At 71.4% G+C, this 18,496-nt stretch carries 18 protein-coding genes and 2 pseudogenes; 11 read left to right on the forward strand and 9 right to left on the reverse strand.

Annotated features, from left to right (window positions below):
- The 3 genes and pseudogenes from OFY01_RS04240 to OFY01_RS04250 all read right to left on the reverse strand — a co-directional run.
- Positions 1 to 390, reverse strand: a pseudogene (locus OFY01_RS04240) (hypothetical protein); the annotation flags it as partial.
- Positions 387 to 995, reverse strand: coding sequence for an RNA polymerase sigma factor (locus tag OFY01_RS04245; protein ID WP_266596414.1), 609 nt, complete (start codon positions 993 to 995; stop codon positions 387 to 389). The pseudogene OFY01_RS04240 and the gene OFY01_RS04245, both read right to left, overlap by 4 nt.
- 203 nt (positions 996 to 1,198) lie before the next feature.
- Entirely contained in the window at positions 1,199 to 1,660 is a 462-nt protein-coding gene (locus tag OFY01_RS04250; protein WP_266596416.1) for a hypothetical protein, read from the reverse strand.
- Between the two features lie 353 nt (positions 1,661 to 2,013).
- On the opposite strand from OFY01_RS04250, the gene OFY01_RS04255 reads away from it, so the two are divergent.
- Positions 2,014 to 2,907 carry a DUF3152 domain-containing protein gene (locus tag OFY01_RS04255; protein ID WP_266596418.1) on the forward strand — a complete coding sequence of 298 codons (894 nt, stop codon included), beginning with the start codon at positions 2,014 to 2,016 and terminating at the stop codon, positions 2,905 to 2,907.
- 66 nt (positions 2,908 to 2,973) lie between these two features.
- Here the strand turns inward: OFY01_RS04255 and OFY01_RS04260 are convergent, their stop codons facing one another.
- The 6 genes and pseudogenes from OFY01_RS04260 to OFY01_RS04285 form a co-directional block, all read right to left on the reverse strand.
- The gene (locus OFY01_RS04260) at positions 2,974 to 3,903 is read right to left on the reverse strand and encodes a L,D-transpeptidase family protein (protein ID WP_266596420.1); all 930 of its coding nucleotides are present in this window, start codon (positions 3,901 to 3,903) and stop codon (positions 2,974 to 2,976) included.
- A gap of 195 nt (positions 3,904 to 4,098) precedes the next feature.
- The gene (locus tag OFY01_RS04265) at positions 4,099 to 5,463 is read right to left on the reverse strand and encodes a glutamate decarboxylase (RefSeq protein ID WP_266596422.1); all 1,365 of its coding nucleotides are present in this window, start codon (positions 5,461 to 5,463) and stop codon (positions 4,099 to 4,101) included.
- A gap of 246 nt (positions 5,464 to 5,709) precedes the next feature.
- A complete protein-coding gene (locus OFY01_RS04270; RefSeq protein ID WP_407700276.1) occupies positions 5,710 to 7,125 on the reverse strand; it encodes an MFS transporter in 1,416 nt (471 codons plus the stop codon).
- Between the two features lie 343 nt (positions 7,126 to 7,468).
- The gene (locus OFY01_RS04275; protein WP_266596448.1) at positions 7,469 to 8,041 is read right to left on the reverse strand and encodes a hypothetical protein; all 573 of its coding nucleotides are present in this window, start codon (positions 8,039 to 8,041) and stop codon (positions 7,469 to 7,471) included.
- A 104-nt stretch (positions 8,042 to 8,145) separates the two neighbouring features.
- A pseudogene (locus OFY01_RS04280) lies at positions 8,146 to 8,666 on the reverse strand (hypothetical protein).
- 67 nt (positions 8,667 to 8,733) lie between these two features.
- Complete coding sequence (locus OFY01_RS04285; RefSeq protein ID WP_266596426.1) at positions 8,734 to 10,347, reverse strand: beta-N-acetylhexosaminidase; 1,614 nt, start codon at positions 10,345 to 10,347, stop codon at positions 8,734 to 8,736.
- 211 nt (positions 10,348 to 10,558) lie between these two features.
- Between OFY01_RS04285 and OFY01_RS04290 the strand changes: the two genes are divergently transcribed.
- The 10 genes from OFY01_RS04290 to OFY01_RS04335 all read left to right on the forward strand — a co-directional run.
- Positions 10,559 to 11,155, forward strand: a complete 597-nt coding sequence (locus OFY01_RS04290) for a 2-oxo-4-hydroxy-4-carboxy-5-ureidoimidazoline decarboxylase (protein WP_266596428.1) — start codon at positions 10,559 to 10,561, stop codon at positions 11,153 to 11,155.
- 148 nt (positions 11,156 to 11,303) lie between these two features.
- Complete coding sequence (gene sdhC / locus OFY01_RS04295; RefSeq protein ID WP_266596430.1) at positions 11,304 to 11,684, forward strand: succinate dehydrogenase, cytochrome b556 subunit; 381 nt, start codon at positions 11,304 to 11,306, stop codon at positions 11,682 to 11,684.
- Positions 11,685 to 11,692: 8 nt separating this feature from the next.
- On the forward strand, positions 11,693 to 12,187 hold the full coding sequence (locus OFY01_RS04300; protein WP_266596432.1) for a succinate dehydrogenase hydrophobic membrane anchor subunit: 495 nt from the start codon (positions 11,693 to 11,695) through the stop codon (positions 12,185 to 12,187).
- Between the two features lie 113 nt (positions 12,188 to 12,300).
- Positions 12,301 to 14,055 carry a succinate dehydrogenase flavoprotein subunit gene (gene sdhA, locus OFY01_RS04305; protein WP_266596434.1) on the forward strand — a complete coding sequence of 585 codons (1,755 nt, stop codon included), beginning with the start codon at positions 12,301 to 12,303 and terminating at the stop codon, positions 14,053 to 14,055.
- Positions 14,055 to 14,822, forward strand: coding sequence for a succinate dehydrogenase iron-sulfur subunit (locus OFY01_RS04310; protein ID WP_266596436.1), 768 nt, complete (start codon positions 14,055 to 14,057; stop codon positions 14,820 to 14,822). The genes sdhA and OFY01_RS04310 overlap by 1 nt, the downstream gene beginning before the upstream one ends.
- A gap of 363 nt (positions 14,823 to 15,185) precedes the next feature.
- Positions 15,186 to 15,587: a VOC family protein gene (locus tag OFY01_RS04315; RefSeq protein WP_266596438.1), complete on the forward strand. Its 402-nt coding sequence runs from the start codon at positions 15,186 to 15,188 to the stop codon at positions 15,585 to 15,587.
- Between the two features lie 123 nt (positions 15,588 to 15,710).
- The gene (locus tag OFY01_RS04320) at positions 15,711 to 16,118 is read left to right on the forward strand and encodes a hypothetical protein (protein ID WP_266596440.1); all 408 of its coding nucleotides are present in this window, start codon (positions 15,711 to 15,713) and stop codon (positions 16,116 to 16,118) included.
- Entirely contained in the window at positions 16,115 to 16,633 is a 519-nt protein-coding gene (locus tag OFY01_RS04325) for a thiol-disulfide oxidoreductase DCC family protein (protein WP_266596442.1), read from the forward strand. Before OFY01_RS04320 ends, OFY01_RS04325 begins: the two co-directional genes overlap by 4 nt.
- 10 nt (positions 16,634 to 16,643) lie before the next feature.
- Entirely contained in the window at positions 16,644 to 17,363 is a 720-nt protein-coding gene (locus OFY01_RS04330; RefSeq protein ID WP_266596444.1) for a TetR/AcrR family transcriptional regulator, read from the forward strand.
- Positions 17,364 to 17,420: 57 nt separating this feature from the next.
- The coding region (locus tag OFY01_RS04335) for a D-alanyl-D-alanine carboxypeptidase family protein (RefSeq protein ID WP_266596446.1) at positions 17,421 to 18,496 on the forward strand (1,076 nt) is incomplete at its 3' end.

Consider the following 18,496-nt stretch of genomic DNA (forward strand, 5'->3'; position numbering starts at 1 on the left):
CTCGCCGGCGCTCGCGCTGCTGCCGGGGCGCGGCGTGCCGGGCCTGCCGTCGGCACCGCCCGAGCCACCGAAGCCGCCCGAGCCGCCGATCGCGGCCATCGCGACCCCGCCGACGGTGAGGCTCGCCAGGACCGCGCCGACCGCCGTCCGCGCCGACCACACCCTGCGGCGGCGGCGCGGGCGCCAGTCGTCGCGGCGCCGGGTCCGGGCGTGCGACACGCCGGAGTCACGCGCGGCACAGAACGCGTCGACCGCGCGCCGCTCGGCCGCCGCGTCCGGCGCGCTCGGGCGGACGGCCGCCGCGAGCAGCTCGCCGACGGTCGCACGGTCGGCGGCGCGGGAGCCGGGGCCAGGGCCGGAACCGTCCGGCCGCGAGGTCTTGTCATTCATCTCGACTCCCCCAGCGCGCCCGGCCTGTCTTCCGTCACACCGAGCTGCCGCGCCAGCCGCTTGAGCCCGCGGTACGCCGCCGTGCGCACGGCTCCCGGCCGCTTCCCCAGGACGCGCGCGGCGGAGGGCCCGTCGAGGCCGACGACGACGCGCAGCAGGACCGCTTCGCCCTGGTCGCGCGGGAGTTCGGCGATGAGGGCGAGGACGCGTTGCGTGGAGATGGTCTCGAAGACCTGCTCCTCGGTGTGGCGCCCGCCGGGCAGGTCGAGCATGTCCTGCTCCAGGACGGCCGGTCTCGGGCGGACCTTCTGCCGTCGCAGCAGGTCGATGGCGCGGTGCCGGGCGATGGTCGCGGTCCAGCCGCGGAAGCCGGCGCCGTCGCCGCGGAACCGGCCCAGGTCGCGGGCGATCTCCAGCCACGCGTCGGCGGCGACGTCCTCCGCCTCGTCACCGACGAGCCCGCGCAGATAGCCGAGCAGCCCCGGCTGCACCAGCCGGTAGGCCACGGCGAACGCCGCCTCGTCGCCTTCTTGGGCCCGTGCGACGGCCGCGCCCAGCTCCCCGTCGTTGGCCTGCGCACGCCGGGATTCCGCTCCCTGGCCCAACCGATGTCCTCTTCGTACGTCCTGTTGTACGGCCATGTGCACGGCCGTTTGTACGGGTATGTGTAATGGCCACGTGCTCGCGCGGCCTGAGCCCCACATGCCCCTCAGCGCCCGCGCACAGCAAAACGTCACATGCCGTCGGCGGCCGCCTCACCGTCGCGCTGTGACCGGTTCGGCCGGTCCGGCCGGTCCGGCCGAACCGGTCACAGCGCGGCACATGCGCGGTGTCTGCCCGGCAGGGTCAGGTAGAAGGTCTGGAGGGACTCCTCGGGCCCGGCCTCGTAGCGGTTGACGACCTTGCCCAGGGGGTTCCACACCCGCCCGTCGGGCATCCGCACGCCGACGGTGCGCCCGAAGTAGGCGCGGTGCTCGTCGTCGAGGTCCACCCACACGGCTCCGGCCCGCCGCACCAGCACCTCACCCACGTACGCCCCGAGGCTGTCGAGCACGGCTTGGGTACGGGCCCGTCGTGCGGCCGGGTCGGCCGGGTCGCCCGAACTGCCCTTGCGCATCCCCTCGATGAGGAAGTCGACGACGCGCAGGCTCGCCACGGAGTAGTCGAGCGGGACCCGCGCGGACGCGACGCGCGCGACCAGCGCGGCCGCGTGTCTTCGCATGTCGGCCGCCCGATGCTCGCCCTGCCGCGCCGGCTCGCCCTCACGCATGTGCTGTCCCCACCTTTGGTCCGGTCACGGGGAAGCACCCGCTCCCGGTACTTCCCGCACTCCCCCAGCGGGCCGGTCACCACGGCTGTCACGGGTCTCGCACATGTCGCTTCTCACATGACGAATCCATGAATCCCGTACAACCCTCGGGCCGGCTTGGGAGTCTGCACTCCGGCACGGGGTGCGGAGGCATGTATCGCGAATGCCGAAATATGGCGGTTCGAGCACATGATTGACCCGATCACGCTCCGCCTGTTAGAGATTTGTCGTATTAGCCGAATTAAAGGTTTGCCCTGGTCGAGGGGGGTTCTTGGCCAGAGCTTCCGTACTTCTGAACCACAGGGGGGTCTGCCGTGGGAAAGCGGCAAGCCGAACGCGCGCCCGACCGACGCCGCCGCCGTCTCACCCGGCTCCTTCCGGCAGGGCTCGCCCTCACTGCCGTGATGCTCGCCTCCGGCGCGGCCGTGGCCCACTGGCAGGACGATCGCGACGCGGCGCGGCGGGCCGCGGAGTTCGAGAACCACGTGGACGGCCCGTCGGACGGCGGTGCGACGTCCTCCCCCAGCACATCGCGGTCGCCGTCACCCTCGTCCTCACCGTCGTCGAAGCCGAAGAAGCCGAAGAAGTCGTCCACACCGTCGGCGTCACCGTCGCACTCGTCGGGCACCGGCACGATCCCCGTCCCGGCCACGGGGCCGGGAACGTTCACCACCGCACAGGCCGACGGCACCGTGGTCGGCACGGGCAGCAGGGTGCGCCGGTACAAGGTGATGGTGGAGGACGGCATCGACGTCTCGGCGAAGAGCGCGGCGACCTACATCGCTTCGGTGCTGGGCGACCGGCGGGGCTGGACCCGCGACGGGGTGGACTCGTTCAAGCTGGTCAGTTCGGGCTCGTACGACTTCGTGGTGAAGATCGCGACGCCGGGCACCGTGGACCGCATCTGCGGCGCGGCCGGTCTCGACACGCACGGCGAGCTGGACTGCAGCGTGGGCACCGACGTGGTGGTCAACCTGAAGCGCTGGGTGCTCGGCTCCCCGCAGTTCCCCGGCCCGATCACCGAGTACCGCGCGCTGATCATCAACCACGAGGTCGGCCACCGCATCGGCCACGGCCACGAGGGCTGCCCCGGCCCCGGCAAGCCGGCTCCGGCGATGATGCAGCAGATCAAGGGCCTGCACGGCTGCGTCGCCAACGCCTGGCCCTACGACAAGTACGGCCACTACATCAGCGGACCGCCGGTGTAGTCGAGGCCGCGGGTCCCTCGCCCGCACAGGCGAGGGACCGGGCGCGGGCGCCCCACGCGAGGCACGTCACCCGATGGCGATCCGCGGGTGCGCCCCCGGCTTGATCCAGCCCATGATCTGGTCCATCGTCGACGCGGGCACGGACACGCAACCGGCCGTCGCCCCGGACCCGTTGATGTGCAGGAAGATACCCGCGCCCCGGCCGGGCACCGCGGGCCAGCGGTTGAAGTTGATGACCAGGGCCTTGTCGTACTGGGGCTGGTGGTCGATGAGGTGCTCGCTGCCGTCGGCGCCGCTCTCGGTGAGCGGGAAGTCGGCACCGGCGGCGGTGTGCATCGAGTTGTAGTACTTCGAGTCGGGGTCCTCGTCCCACCACAGGGTGTCGTCGAGCCGCGTGTACGGCATGGCGGTGCCGCCGGCGTCCACGCCGAACCCCTCGGTGATGGTGTACGTGCCGGAGGGCGTGGTGTACGTGCCCTGCTTCCGGGTGGACCCGTCGACGACACCGTGGGAACCGACGCGCGCGGCGGTCGTCGACAGCACGGACTTCCACCCGCCCGCCCCCTTCGCCCAGGCGGTGACAGTGGCGTACGAGCCGCTGGCCCTCACCGTGATGACCTGGGTGGCGTCGCCCACGGTGACGGGGACCGGGAAGTGCGGGGTCGAGGCGGGGGCCGGGGCGGTGGTCCTGGTGGTGGAGGAGGCGGCGGCGCCACTCCGGCCGCTCGAACCGGACCCCGACCCCGAGGAGGTCGCCCTGGCGGACGCGCGGGCGGCGGAGGGCGCGGCGGACGGGGTGGCGGACGCCGATCTGCTCGCGGAGACGGACGGACCGGCGGACGGGCCGGCGGAGGCGTCGGCGGAGGCGGACGCGGATGGCGACGCCGTGCCGTCCGCCGCCCCCTTGTCGTCGGGCGACACGGCATCCGACGCGGACGTGGCGGACCCGCCGCCGCACGCGGACAGAAGTGCGGCGGCGACGCCGACGGTTGCCACGGCGCGGCACACACGGGAACGGGATCCGATTCCAGGCAGCACGAAGAGACCCTTTCGGGTGGGGATTCCAGGAGCGGGCCGGTTATACAGCACCTACCAGCGCAGCCGCGAGCGAACACCTATACCGCCGCGAAACACCCGAATACCCCACCGTCGCCTCGCCCCCGCCCCCTCCGGCCACGCCCCGCCCCGCGCTCACCCCACCGCAGGCACCAGTTCCTCCAACTCCCCCACCACCCCCGGAACCGCCCCGCCCAACGTCCGTACCGCCTGCCGCAGATCGTCCAGGAAGAGGGCGGCCAGGCGAGGGGTGAAGCCCGTGCGCACCACGACACGCAGCGCCCATGTGTCGGAGACGCCCGCGGGCAGCGGGTACGCCGGGACCTGCCAGCCCCGGGCGCGCATGGCCAGCGCGATACCGCGCTCGTGCAGGCCGCGGGCGTGGGCCCGGTCCGTGAGGCGGAACGCGAAGGCGGGCAACTCGCTGCCGTCCGTGAGCAGTTCGAAGGGGGCGAGCTCGGCGATGCCCGCCGCCAGGCCCCGGGCCGTGCGGCGCGAGGCGAGATGGAGACGGCGCAGGCCCTCGTGGCCGTAGCGGTGGAAGGTGTAGTACTGCGCGGCCACATGGGAGGCGGAGCGTGTGAAGGTGAGGGAGAAGGTGGTCATCTCGCCGCCCAGGTAGTCCACATGGTGCACCAGGTCGGCCGGGAGCGCCTCCTTGTCGCGCCACAGCGCCCAGCCGATGCCGGGGAAGACCTGCCCGTACTTGTGGCCCGACGTGTTGATCGACGCGACCCGCCCCAGGCGGAAGTCCCAGAGCAGGTCGGGGTCGAGGAACGGGGCGACCATGGCACCGGACGCACCGTCGACGTGGACCGGGATGTCGTGACCCGTGGCCCGCTCGATGCCGTCAAGTGCGAGGCAGAGATCGGCGATGGGTTCGTACGAGCCGTCGAAGGTCGAGCCGAGGATGCCGACGACCCCGATGGTGCGGTCGTCGCAGTACTGGGCGAGCATCTCCGGGGTGAGGTGGAGGCGGCCGGGCGCCAGCGGGACCAGGCGCGGCTCCACTGCGAAGTACGAGCAGAACTTCTTCCAGCAGACCTGGACGTTGGCGCCCGCGACGATGTTCGGGCGTTCGGTGTCGCGGCCCGCGGCCCGCCGCCGGTGCTCCCAGCGGCGTTTGAGGGCGAGAGCGGCCAGCATCGCGGCCTCGCTTGAGCCGGTCGTCGAACAGCCGGTGGCGCGGGCCGGGTCGGGGGCGTGCCAGAGGTCGGCGAGCATCCGTACACAGCGTGCCTCCATGTCGGCGACCTGCGGGTACTCGTCGGTGTCGACGAGGTTCTTGTCCGCGGTCTCGGCCATCAGGAGGCGGGCCTCGTCCTCCATCCACGTGGTGCCGAACGTGGCGAGGTTGAGGCGGCTTCGGCCGTCGAGGAGGAGTTCGTCGCGGATGGCGTCGTAGACGGCGCGCGGCGCGGACTCGTCGCGCGGGAACGCGGTGTCGTACGTCGTTTCGTACGTGGTGTCGGAGTGACCAGGGACAGAGGTGGGGGGCATGACCTCTCCAGTGCGGACTGCGGCATGAGCCGATCACTGCCGAACCTAGAACGATCATGGCCGCGCGGCCCGCGCGTATTCACCCGCCCGAGGGAGCCGATACAGAGGCAAAACATATATTTTGCAGAGCGGTTCGCCCGCTTTACCTCTCTTTACCTTGCTTTGCGCATATGCCCGTGTTCGGTGGATCTCCGGCGCCTCAGGGGCTGTCCGGCCCGACCGGTCGGGGAAGGCGGCCGCGCGCGCTCAGGCCACGTGCGGCTCCTTCTCGTCCATCGCCCGCCGCGCGCCCCGGCCGCCGTCCCCCGGCACCGGGGCGCGCGGCGCGTTCACGACGAGCGCGGCGACCAGCGCGCCGAGCAGCACGGACGCCATCGCCCACCACGACGCGACGTTGAAGCCGTGCACCGTCGCCTGGGCGGCCAGAGCGCGGCGGTCGACCCCCGGTCCCGCGTGCGCGGTCAGGTAGCGCGTGGTGACGCTCGCGGCGATCGTGTTGAGCAGCGCCGTGCCGATCGAACCACCCACCTGCTGGGCCGTGTTGAACGTCGCCGACGCGGCGCCCGCGTCCTGCGGTGCCACGCTGCCCGTCGCCAGGGAGACCGAGGTCATCATCGCCGTGCCCATGCCGAGACCGAGCAGCAGCATGGCGGGCAGCACGTGGGAGACGTACGCGGGCTCGGTCCCCACCTGGGCGATGATCGCCAGGCCGCCCGCGGCGACGAGCAGGCCCGGCGCGATCAGGGTGCGCGGCGGGACACGGTGCAGGAGTCGCGCCGCGACCTGCGTGGAGCCGATGATCATGCCGACGGTGATGGGCAGATAGGCGACGCCCGTCTTGACCGGCGACCAGCCGAGCACGCGCTGCATGTAGTAGGTCAGGAACAGGAAGACGCCGAACAGGCCGATCGTGACGAACAGGATCGTCAGGAACGCCCCGATGCGCTGACGGTCGCGGATCACCGAGATCGGGAGGAGCGGCACCCGCGCACGGGACTGCCACAGGCCGAAGGCGAGCAGCAGCGCCACGCCCGCGCCGAGCATCGACAGGACCAGGCTGTCGCCCCAGGAGCGGGACTCGGCCTCCGAGAAGCCGTAGACGATCGCGAGCATCCCGGCGCAGCCGAGCACCGCACCGGGCACGTCGAGGTGGGCGTCCTCGCGGCGCCCGCCCGGATGCAGCAGGGCGAGCGCGCCGAGGAAGGCGACCAGCGCGATGGGCACGTTCACGTAGAGGCTCCAGCGCCAGTTCAGGTACTGGGTGAGGAAGCCGCCCGCGAGCAGGCCGATCGCCGCGCCCGCGCCGACGATCGCGCCGAACACGCCGAAGGCGCGGCTGCGTTCACGTGGCTCGGTGAACGTGGTGGCGAGCAACGACAGCGCGGCGGGTGCGAGCAGCGCGGCGAACGCGCCCTGCAGGGCACGCGCCCCGAACAGCATGCCGGAGCTGACCGCCGCGCCGCCCAGCGCCGAGGCACCGGCGAACGCCAACAGACCTGTGCAGAAGGCGAGTTTGCGGCCCACGAGGTCGCTGATGCGGCCGCCGAGCAGCAGCAGGCCGCCGAAGGCGAGGGTGTAGGCGGTGATCACCCACTGACGGTTTCCGTCGGAGATGTGCAGATCCGTCTGGGCGGAGGGAAGGGCGATATTCACGATCGTCATGTCCAGAACGACCATGAGCTGCGCGAGGGAGATCACGACAAGGACCCACCACCGCCGCGGATCGGGGTGTGCGGGCGGCGGCGGTCCGGAATGCGCGAGCGGCGCTCCGGGACGACGACTTTCGGCCATGATGCTGGCCCCCTAGGTCGATACGATATGGCCGGATCAATCGCGACGTCTCCATACTCCGCCCGAACGCCCGTTTCGCGCCATCGCTTGCGCCCCGGTGCGCGCGTGGGCTACTCACTACGGCTTGCGGGCACGGCCCCGGCCGCGGGAGGGGGCGGCCGGGGCCGCGCCCGTGCGCGCGCCGCCCGCCTCGGTCACCTGCTGTTACGCGGCGTCACGCACCGCTGCGCGCCCGCCGCGACACCGCCGCACGCAGCACGCGGCGACCCTCGGTGGAGACGTCCAGGGCCTGGCGAAGTCCGGTCGGGCCGCCCGCGGCGAGAAGCTGGAGGATCTTGGTCTGGCGGCGCAGTTCCGCGTCGGCCAGCGGGGACATCGGCTCACTGCGACCCTCCCGCCGGGCGGTCACGCAGGGGGCGCCGTCACCGTCGTCGGCCGCGTCCAGCATGCGGTGGACCTGCAACGACGCCACCGAGCACGCGTCGGCCCAGCCGCGCCACGCGCCGCCGGACGCCTCGCTCGGCGCCGCGTCGAGCATCCGCCGCACCAGCTGCGCGGCCTCACCACCGGCCGCGTCGGGTTCGCCCGCGTCAAGGACGCCGCGCGCGGCGGTCAGCCGCTCGGCCCAGTCGGTGCCGCCCGCGGCGAGGCTCGCCCACAGAGGTCGCAGCACCTCGTCGTCACCGGCGTCGGAGCCGAGCAGCGGCAGACAGCGGTCGAGGCAGGCGAGACCGGAGGCGGCGAGGCTCGGCTCATCGGCCTGCGTGATCAGTTCGACCAGGCTCAGGCTCATGGACGTACGCCTCCCGACGCGGACCCTGCTCTTCCTCTTACGGACTACGCGACATACTGCGCCGCGCCGCGCCGGAACGTCACAGCGCGCTCACTCCGTCACACTCCGAGCCGGTCGAGGAACCGGAAGAACTGTTCCTCCGCCGACGGCTCGACCTCCTCGCGCAGCACGGCGAGCAGCGGCCCCGCCGCTGCCTCGCGACCGCACTCCGCCGCCCACGCCACGGCCCGCTCGGCCGCCTCCCGCGGTGGCTGGAAATAGTCCTCCAGCGCGCGCTCGTCCACGCCGAGGAAACCGGCCATCGCCGCACGGCCCAGACACGTCGCCCATACCCCGCCCCGGGCGTCGCGCACTCCACCACCGCGCACACCGAGTCCACGACGTACGCGAACAGGGCGGGCGCCCCCGTCTCGGCGGCCAGCGCGTTCATGCTGCCCACGTCACGCGGCTCGCCGCCCGGGCCACCGCCGGGGGAAGGGCCGCAGCCGCACTCCCACACCTGCCACTGTCCGGGTCGCTCCTCAAGCAGCGTCAGCTCGTCGCGCAGGCCCCCGAGCGTGGCCAGCTCACCGAGCGGCCGCTCGCTCCTGGCCACGACGTAGTACCCCCAGTAGCCCATGCCCGAACAGACCACACGGCGCCGGGCCCGCGCCACCGAAAGCGCGCGCCCGGCCCCGCGCGCCCGGTCAGCCGCCCAGCTTCTGCGCCAGGGCCACGAACCCCGTCCACGTGAGCCCCGGCTTGCCCGGGTCCCACAGCTTCTGCACCGTCGCCCGCAGCGGCATCCGGATTCCGGCCGCGACCTGCGCCTGCGTCTGCGCGCCCGAGAGGTCGCACCAGACGGCGAAGGTCCCGCCGAGGATCTGGCCGTCGTACTTGGCGGGCACCGGCGTCGTGCCGCGCACCACGAGCGGCGTCCAGCTCTCGTAGATGCGCTGCCCGGTCGGGTACGTGAAGTCGTTGGGCTGGCCGAGGACGTAGTAGAGGAACTCGTCGTTGTAGTTGGTGAGTCTGCGGCCCTCGCTCAGGTACGACACCGGCAGGCGTGCCCCGATCTCCTTGCCGGTCCAGTAGGCGACCTCCAGGTTCTTGTCGGCGGTGACGACGCCGCCGGTGTAGAACCCGTCGTTCCATGCCTTCAGCTTCCGGTCGTAGGGCGCCATGGTCTTCACGCGGTCGTTGAGCCAGCCCTGCGCGAGGTCCTGCACGCGCGCGTTCGCCCCGTACTTCTGCCGCGCCGCGGCGGCCAGCTGCGGATAGGACGCCTCGGGGTCCTTCACCGTCAGGGCCCGGTACTCGTCGCCGCCCAGGTGCCAGTAGGCGCCCTTGAACAGCTGCGCGTACTCCTTGAGCAGGTCGTCGACGATCTTCGCGGCGGCGGGCTTCGAGATGTCGACGGCCCCGCGCTGCGCCGTCCCGCTCGCGTCGCGCAGCTGGAGGTCTGGGTGGGCCGCGATGACGGCGCCGAGGTGGCCGGGCGAGTCGATCTCCGGCACGACCGTCACATGCCGCTCGGCGGCGACCGCCAGGATCTGCCGCACCTGCGCCTTGGTGAGGTGCTGGGCTGCGACGACCTCCGGGTGGGTGTCGGACTGGATGCGGAACGCCTGATCGTCGGAGAAGTGCAGGCCGAGCTGGTTGAACTTCAGGTCGCCGAGTTCACGGATGCGGTCCTCGATCCAGTCGGCCGTGAAGTACTTGCGGGCGATGTCCAGCATGAAGCCGCGCTGCGGCTTGGCGGGCGCGTCGTCGACGACGCCCTCGGGCGCGGTGGCGCCGCCGTGCACCTCCTGCTTGAGCGTGCGGGTGCCGTAGAAGACCCCGGTGTCGGTCGGCGCGGTGATCCGCACCTTTCCGTCGCGCACGGTCATCCGGTACGACTCGGGGTTCTTGGCGTACGCGCCGCTCGTGCCGCCGAGCGACAGTTCCACGTCGCCGGGGCCCGCCGCCGCCTTGCCGCCGTACTTCAGGCCGAGTTCACCGGCGGTGAGGCGCCCCTCGTCGGCCAGCTTGTCGTCGCCGACGACGACCTTTCCGCCGTGCGGCTTCCAGCCGGGGCCGCGGGCCGGGGCGAAGTCCCGCACGGCGGGGATGGTCCGCGGGGGCTTCGAGAGCGGGTACGTACGGGTGGGCGAGGGAGTGGGCGAGGGGGCGACCGAGGTCGACGACGTGGCGCCGGAGGGCGAACGCCCCTGGGTGTCGTCGCCACCGCGCGGCCAGAAGATCGCCGTGAGGGCCACGGCCCCGGCCGCCACGACCCCGGCGCTCGCCACGACCAGGGTCTTGCGTTCACGCTCCATGCCGCACCTCGTTCGCCCTCGCCCCCGCTCACGGACAGCTTCCGCGCCGACCGTAACCAGCCGGGGCGCCGCACGCGCGTCGACCACGCGATGTCAAACTCTCCCGTACGGGTGAAATTCGCGCATCCGTCGGACTGATGCAAGCAAGCGTCGCTACGGTTACGCCCACACCTCTCTGCTCTCTCCTGTCCCACGTGTCCCGTCTGTCCTCTTGCCGGAGGCCCCGCTGCCCGCGCACCGCCCCTCCCACGCCCCGGTCCGCCTGCCCATACCGGCCCAGCCGGCGCCGCACGGCGGCCATGGCGGCGTCGGCCGGCTGAACGCGCTGCCCCGCGCCGCCGCCGAGCAGGCCCTGTTCGGGTGCTGCGGCAGCCACGCCTGGGCGCGCCGCCTCGCCGCGCACCGCCCGTACCCGGACCTCGACGCGCTGCTCGCCGCGGCGGACGAGGCGGCGTACGACCTGAGCCCCGAGGACATCGGCGAGGCGCTCGACCGCGAGGAGCTGCCGCTGCCGCCGGACGCCGCCGCCTACTCGGCCGCGTACACGGCGCTGGCCGCGGCGCACGGCGCGTACGAGAGCAAGTTCCGCCACCCGTTCGTGATCTGCCTCGACGGTGTCGCGCCCAGCGAGGCCCTCGACCATCTGCTCGCCGCGCTGTACGAGCGGATGGACAACGACCCGGAGGACGAGCGGGTGCGCGCCGCCGACGAGCTGCGGCGACTCGCCCGAGCGCGCCTGACCCGGCTCGTCCGCAATGTCCCGGTGCCGCGCGAAGCCGTCACCAATAGCCCGTACGTGCCTGTTTGATTGCCGGTTCGATCACACCACAGGCCCCCGCGCGGGCGAGCCGCCAGGTCGTCGATACGATGTCGAGCGGCCGGTGGACCGTACCCGGCCGGGCTCGTCCGACAGAGAAGCCGGCCGGCCCCAGTCCCCGCTCCCGGAGGGTTCTTCCGTGCCGGCTGGAACGTTGTACCGCGGCCGGGAAGGCATGTGGTCGTGGGTGGCTCACCGAGTCACCGGTGTCCTCATTTTCTTCTTCCTGTTCGTCCACGTCCTCGACACCTCTCTCGTCCGCGTCTCGCCCGAGGCGTACGACAAAGTCGTGGGTACCTACAAGACGCCGATCGTCGCGCTCATGGAGTACGGCCTCGTCGCCGCCGTCCTCTTCCACGGGCTCAACGGCCTTCGCGTCATCGCCGTCGACTTCTGGTCGAAGGGCCCGCGCTACCAGAAGCAGATGCTCTGGTCCGTCGTGGGCCTCTGGTTCGTCCTGATGGTCGGGGCCCTCTACCCGGTGCTCGGCCACGCATTCCGTGAACTGTTCGGGAGCTGAGGCCAGACATGTCTGACACCACCCTCACCAAGTCGGACGGCACGTCCGGCGTCGGCCCCGTCGAGGGCGTCTCGCTCTACGACGTCGACAACCCGGCCCCGTACATCGAGGCCCCCCGCAAGCGCACCTCGAAGACGCCTCGCGCCACGCGCGGCAACTTCGAGATGATCGCCTGGCTGTTCATGCGCCTGTCGGGTGTCGTCCTGATCGTCCTGGTCGTCGGCCACCTGCTGATCCAGCTCGTGCTCGACGGCGGCGTCTCCAAGGTCGGTTTCGCGTTCATCGCGGGCCGCTGGGCGTCCCCGTTCTGGCAGTTCTGGGACCTGCTGATGCTGTGGCTGGCGATGCTGCACGGCGCCAACGGGCTGCGCACGGTCATCAACGACTACGCCGAGCGCGCGGGCACCCGTATGTGGCTCAAGGGTGTGCTGTACTCCGCGACGGTGTTCACCGTCCTGCTGGGCACGCTGGTGATCTTCACCTTCGACCCGAACATCCGTTAAAGCCGAGGCGAGCGAACCGTGCTGCGTCTGCCCGGGGGACACCCCCGGACCCCCGGCCGGGTGGCAACCCGGCGCGAGGCCGAAGTCAGCGCCGGGCCGCTAGGAGAACCTGAGTGAAGATCCACAAGTACGACACCGTCATCGTCGGCGCGGGCGGCGCCGGCATGCGCGCGGCCATCGAGTCGACCAAGCGCAGCCGCACCGCCGTGCTGACCAAGCTGTACCCCACCCGCTCCCACACGGGCGCCGCGCAGGGCGGTATGGCCGCCGCGCTGGCCAACGTGGAGGAGGACAACTGGGAGTGGCACACCTTCGACACGATCAAGGGCGGCGACTACCTGGTCGACCAGGACGCCGCGGAGATCCTCGCGAAGGAGGCCATCGACTCGGTCCTCGACCTGGAGAAGATGGGCCTGCCGTTCAACCGCACCCCGGACGGCACCATCGACCAGCGCCGCTTCGGCGGTCACAGCCGCAACCACGGTGAGGCGCCGGTGCGCCGCTCCTGCTACGCGGCCGACCGCACGGGCCACATGATCCTCCAGACGCTGTACCAGAACTGCGTGAAGGAGGGCGTGGAGTTCTTCAACGAGTTCTACGTCCTGGACCAGCTGCTCGTCGAGCAGGACGGGGTCAGGAAGTCCGCCGGTGTGGTCGCCTACGAGCTGGCCACCGGCGAGATCCACATCTTCCAGGCCAAGGCGGTCATCTACGCGTCCGGCGGCACCGGCAAGTTCTTCAAGGTGACGTCCAACGCCCACACGCTGACCGGCGACGGCCAGGCGGCGGTCTACCGGCGCGGCCTGCCGCTGGAGGACATGGAGTTCTTCCAGTTCCACCCGACCGGCATCTGGCGCATGGGCATCCTGCTCACGGAGGGCGCCCGCGGTGAGGGCGGCATCCTGCGCAACAAGGACGGCGAGCGCTTCATGGAGAAGTACGCGCCCGTCATGAAGGACCTCGCCTCGCGTGACGTGGTCTCCCGCTCCATCTACACGGAGATCCGCGAGGGCCGCGGCTGCGGCCCCGAGGGCGACCACGTGTACCTGGACCTGACCCACCTCCCGCCGGAGCAGCTGGACGCCAAGCTGCCCGACATCACGGAGTTCGCGCGCACCTACCTCGGGATCGAGCCGTACACGGACCCGATCCCGATCCAGCCGACCGCGCACTACGCCATGGGCGGCATCCCGACCAACGTCGAGGGTGAGGTCCTGGCGGACAACACCACGGTCGTGCCCGGCCTGTACGCGGCGGGCGAGGTCGCCTGCGTCTCCGTCCACGGCGCCAACCGCCTGGGCACCAACTCGCTGCTCGACATCAACGTCTTCGGGCGCCGCGCGGGCATCGCCGCCGCCGAGTACGCCAAGGACGCCGAGTTCGTCGAACTGCCGGAGAACCCGGCCGCGTTCGTCGAGGAGCAGGTCGAGCGGCTGCGCGAGTCGACGGGCAGCGAGCGGGTGGCCGACATCCGCAAGGAGCTGCAGGAGACCATGGACGCCAACGTCATGGTGTTCCGCACCGAGCAGACGATCAAGACGGCCGTCGAGAAGATCGGCGAGCTGCGCGAGCGCTACAGGAACGTGGCGATCCAGGACAAGGGCAAGCGGTTCAACACCGACCTGCTCGAGGCCATCGAGCTGGGCAACCTGCTCGACCTGGCCGAGGTCATGGCGACGAGCGCCCTGGCCCGCAAGGAGTCCCGCGGCGGCCACTACCGCGAGGACTTCCCCAACCGTGACGACGTGAACTTCATGCGCCACACCATGGCGTACCGCGAGGTCGGCGACGACGGGACCGAGTCCATCCGTCTCGACTACAAGCCGGTCGTCCAGACCCGCTACCAGCCGATGGAGCGTAAGTACTGATGGCTACTCCGACCATGGACAAGCTGGAGGCGCTGGAGAAGGACTCCACGACCTCGCACCTGATCACGGTCACCTTCCGCATCCGCCGGTACAACCCGGAGGTGGCGGAGGAACCGACCTGGCAGGACTTCCAGCTGGAGATCGACCCGAAGGAGCGCGTCCTCGACGCCCTCCACAAGATCAAGTGGGAGCTGGACGGTTCGCTGACGTTCCGCCGCTCCTGCGCGCACGGCATCTGCGGCTCGGACGCCATGCGGATCAACGGCAAGAACCGCCTGGCGTGCAAGACGCTCATCAAGGACGTCAGCCCGGAGAAGCCCATCACGGTCGAGGCCATCAAGGGCCTGACGGTCCTCAAGGACCTCGTCGTGGACATGGAACCGTTCTTCCAGGCCTACCGCGACGTCATGCCGTTCCTGGTCACGAAGGGCAACGAGCCGACGCGCGAGCGGTACCAGAGCGCCGAGGACCGTGAGCGCTTCGACGACACGACCAAGTGCATCCTGTGCGCGGCGTGCACGACGTCGTGCCCGGTCTTCTGGAACGACGGCCAGTACTTCGGTCCCGCCGCCATCGTCAATGCCCACCGGTTCATCTTCGACTCGCGCGACGAGGCCGGTGAGCAGCGCCTGGAGATCCTCAACGACCGGGACGGCGTGTGGCGCTGCCGCACGACGTTCAACTGCACGGACGCGTGCCCGCGCGGCATCGAGGTCACCAAGGCGATCCAGGAAGTGAAGCGGGCACTGATCACGCGCCGCTACTGATTCCGGTACGCCTTCGCGTACGTCAGCAGGGCCGAGGGCCCCGTTCTCCGGTGAGAGCGGGGCCCTCGGCCGTACGAGCGGGCGATCGTCAGCCGCGGCGCCGGTTGATCGCCGCCAGGTCGACCTCGATCGGGAACGGCGCGGCGCCCTGAGCGTGCGGCGGAAGATGCCGCCCGGACCGTACGCCTCGGCCGCCCGGCCGGGCTCGTGGACGTGGACGACCGGCAGCCCCTTGTCCTCCTCACGGTCCACATCGAGGTCGTCCGGCGCCTGATCCAGAAGGCACCACGTCGGAGCGCACCCAGAACAAACCACGGTGAGGCGTATGCGCCGATTCGTCGGTGATCCAGTTAATCTGACGACATGTCACCCGCCCTTGACGTCCTCGGTTTCGACAACCTCCTCCTCCCCGTCGGCGACCTCGGCACGGCCGTCGCCTTCTACGAGGCCGCCGGGCTGCACGTGAAGTTCCGCTTCGACGAGGCCGGGATCGCGCTGCTCGCGGCCGGCAAGGAGACACCGGGCGTGCTGCTGCGCGCCGAGGACGGGTTCGGGCCGCGCACGCCCCCGTGGCCCGCGGCGCGGCTCTGGCTGGAGGTGGCCGACGCGCGGGCCGCCGCCGAGGCGCTGGCCGCGGCCGGGATCGCCCAGCTCGACGCGCCGTTCGCCACGTCGACCGGGTACGTCGTCGAGTTCGCGGACCCGTGGGGCAACGTCATCGGGTTCACGGACTATCTCAAACGGCCCGAACTCGCCCGCAACTGACCGCACTTCGCGCCCCTTCCTGAGAGCCCCGTCACGTACGGGACCTGCGGCTTGAACACGTTCAAAAACAGGTCTACATTCATCCCTGTCAGCGTTTTTGAACGCGTTCAAGGAGGGTGGGGCATGGACCTCACGGTCGTCGCGTACGTCATCTACCTGGTCGCCGGCATCGGCCTGACCGTCTGGGTGGCCCGCACCCTGAGCCGTAACGGCAGGATCTTCCTCGCCGACGTGCTGCACGGGAACGAGAAGCTCGCCGACGCCGTCAACCACCTCCTCGTGGTCGGCTTCTACCTGGTGAACCTCGGCTTCGTCGCCCTCTACCTGAGCAGCGACGCGCGGATCGACGACGCGCGCCAAGTCTTCGAGGCCCTGTCGACCAAGCTCGGCGTGGTGCTGCTCGTGCTCGGCGTGATGCACCTCGGCAACGTCTACGTACTCAACAAGATCCGGCGGCGCGGCGTCATGGAGAAGGAGCAGCAGCCGCCGGTCCCTCCGCAGGGGTGGGCCGCTCCGGTGTCCGGGGCGTGACAGCGGTGGGAACCACGGGGGAGGCCGTGGGCCGGGACGTTCGGGGGGGCGTCCCGGTCCGCCGGCTCACGGTGCTGTACGACGCGGAGTGCGGCCTGTGCGCGTTCGCGAGGGAGTGGCTGAGCGGGCAGCGGCAGCTGGTGCCGCTGGAGTTCGTACCGGCGGGCTCCGCGGCGGCACGGACCCGGTTCCCGGGGATCGACCACGCCGAGACGCTCACCGACATCACGGTGATCGGGGACGGCGGGCAGGTCTACCGGGGGCCCGCCGCCTGGGTGGTCTGCATGTGGGCGCTGCGCGAACACCGCGCCACCGCGCACCGCATGGCGACACCCGCCGGGATGAAGATCGCCAAGCAGGTGGTGCTCGGCGCCGCGAAGTGGCGCGAGTCGCAGCGGCGGGAGCGTGCGGGCGGCGGCGTGTACCGGCGCGCCGACGGGTGGACGTACGACCCGCGGCACGGCTGGTCCTACACAGCACCCGCCTGCGACAGCGGCCGCAGCACGGCCGATTAGGCTCACCGCTGTGGCAGCAGAGAAGACCCCTGGAGACAGGACCCCGAAGAGCGAGCAGACGCGGGCGCTGATCCTGGAGACCGCGATGCGGCTGTTCCGGGAGCGGGGCTACGACAAGACGACCATGCGGGCCATCGCCCAGGAGGCCGGGGTGTCGGTCGGCAACGCGTACTACTACTTCGCCGGCAAGGAACACCTCATCCAGGGGTTCTACGACCGGATCGCCGCCGAGCACCAGGCGGCGGTCCGGCCCGTGCTCGACACGGAGACCGATCTCCAGGCGCGGCTCGCCGGTGTGCTGCGGGTGTGGCTGGACATCGCGGAGCCGTACCACGAGTTCGCCGCGCAGTTCTTCAAGAACGCGGCCGACCCGGACTCGCCGCTCTCACCGTTCTCGCCCGAGTCGGAGCACGCGCGCGAGGAGGCCATGTCCGTGCACCGGGAGGTGCTGGCCGGGTCGAAGGCGAAGGTTCCGGACGAACTCGCCGAGATCCTTCCCGAGTTGATGTGGCTCTCCCAGATGGGGCTCGTCCTGTACTGGGTCTTCGACTCCTCCGAGGGCCGTGAGCGCAGCAGGAGGCTCGCCGAACGGGGCGCCCGGCTCACCGCGCGCGGGGTGGCGCTCTCCCGGTTCCGCGTGCTGCGGCCGCTGGTGCGCGACGTGCACGAGTTGTTCATCGACTTCCTGCCCGGGATGACACGAACGGCCGGGCGGCTCGCGAAGGGCTGAGGCCGCAGGCCACACCCCTCTTGCCTTTGCCTCGGCTTTGACCGGTACCTTCGCCCAATGCCCGGCACTTCCCCCTCCCCGCACCACGCTCGTCCCAGCCGCCGCGCCCTGCTCGGCGCGGGCGTCGGCGCGGCCGCCTCGCTCGCGCTGCCCGCGACGCACGGCGCCGCCGCGGCGGCCGCTTCCACAGTCGGCGGCGCACGGCTCGGCGCCGCGGGAGTGCAGGTGCGACCGGCCGCGGGCGCGCCGAGACTGCCGAAGCTCAACGCGCTGGCATGGCTCGTCGCCGACAACGACAGCGGCGAGGTCCTCGCCGCGTACAACGCGCACCGCCGTCTGCCGCCCGCCTCCACCCTGAAGATGCTCTTCGCCGACACCGTCCTGCCGCGCTTCGACCCCTCCTTGAAGCACAAGGTGACCCGCGAGGACCTGGCCGGCATCCCGTCGGGCTCCAGCCTCGTCGGCGTCCAGGCCGGCACCACGTACACCGTCCACGACCTGTGGCAGGGCGTCTTCCTGCGCTCCGGCAACGACGCCGTGCACGTGCTCGCCTCGATGCACGGCGGCGTCGCCAGGACCGTGCGCGACATGCAGGCGCGGGCGGAGGACCTCCGGGCCGACGACACGCACGTGGTCAGTCCGGACGGCTACGACCACAAGGGGCAGGTCTCGTCGGCGTACGACCTGACGCTGTTCGCGCGCGCGGGCCTGAAGAACCCCGACTTCCGCCGCTACTGCTCCACCCGGATCGCGGACTTCCCCGCGGGCGGCGGCAAGACCTTCCAGATGCAGAACACCGACCGGCTGCTCACCGGGACGGGCGTGGCCCCTTACAAGGGCATCATCGGCGTCAAGAACGGCTACACGACCAACGCGGGCAACACGTTCACCGGCGCCGCCACCCGCGGCGGCCGCACCCTGCTCGTCACGGTCATGCACCCCATGTCCGGGTACGAGGCCGTGTACGAGCAGACGCGGGCGCTGCTCGACTGGGGTTTCGCGGCGGCGGGCAAGGTGCGCCCGGTCGGCGAGCTCGTCACGCCGCTGAGCGAGCAGCGCAAGAGCTCCGCGTCCCCGGTGGCCGGCGCCCCGGAGGCGGCGGGGCCCGCCGGCTCGGGCACCGGACAGATCGG

The sequence above is a fragment of the Streptomyces beihaiensis genome, assembly GCF_026274175.1.
Classification (GTDB): Bacteria; Actinomycetota; Actinomycetes; order Streptomycetales; family Streptomycetaceae; genus Streptomyces; species Streptomyces beihaiensis.

Coding starts and splice junctions, on each gene's coding strand:
- OFY01_RS04250 (WP_266596416.1), bottom strand. CDS start 1,660: ATGCGTGAGGGCGAGCCGGCGCGGCAGGGCGAGCATCGGGCGGCCGAC.
- OFY01_RS04265 (WP_266596422.1), bottom strand. CDS start 5,463: ATGCCCCCCACCTCTGTCCCTGGTCACTCCGACACCACGTACGAAACG.
- OFY01_RS04270 (WP_407700276.1), bottom strand. CDS start 7,125: ATGACGATCGTGAATATCGCCCTTCCCTCCGCCCAGACGGATCTGCAC.
- OFY01_RS04285 (WP_266596426.1), bottom strand. CDS start 10,347: ATGGAGCGTGAACGCAAGACCCTGGTCGTGGCGAGCGCCGGGGTCGTG.
- OFY01_RS04300 (WP_266596432.1), top strand. CDS start 11,693: ATGTCTGACACCACCCTCACCAAGTCGGACGGCACGTCCGGCGTCGGC.
- OFY01_RS04310 (WP_266596436.1), top strand. CDS start 14,055: ATGGCTACTCCGACCATGGACAAGCTGGAGGCGCTGGAGAAGGACTCC.
- OFY01_RS04315 (WP_266596438.1), top strand. CDS start 15,186: ATGTCACCCGCCCTTGACGTCCTCGGTTTCGACAACCTCCTCCTCCCC.
- OFY01_RS04320 (WP_266596440.1), top strand. CDS start 15,711: ATGGACCTCACGGTCGTCGCGTACGTCATCTACCTGGTCGCCGGCATC.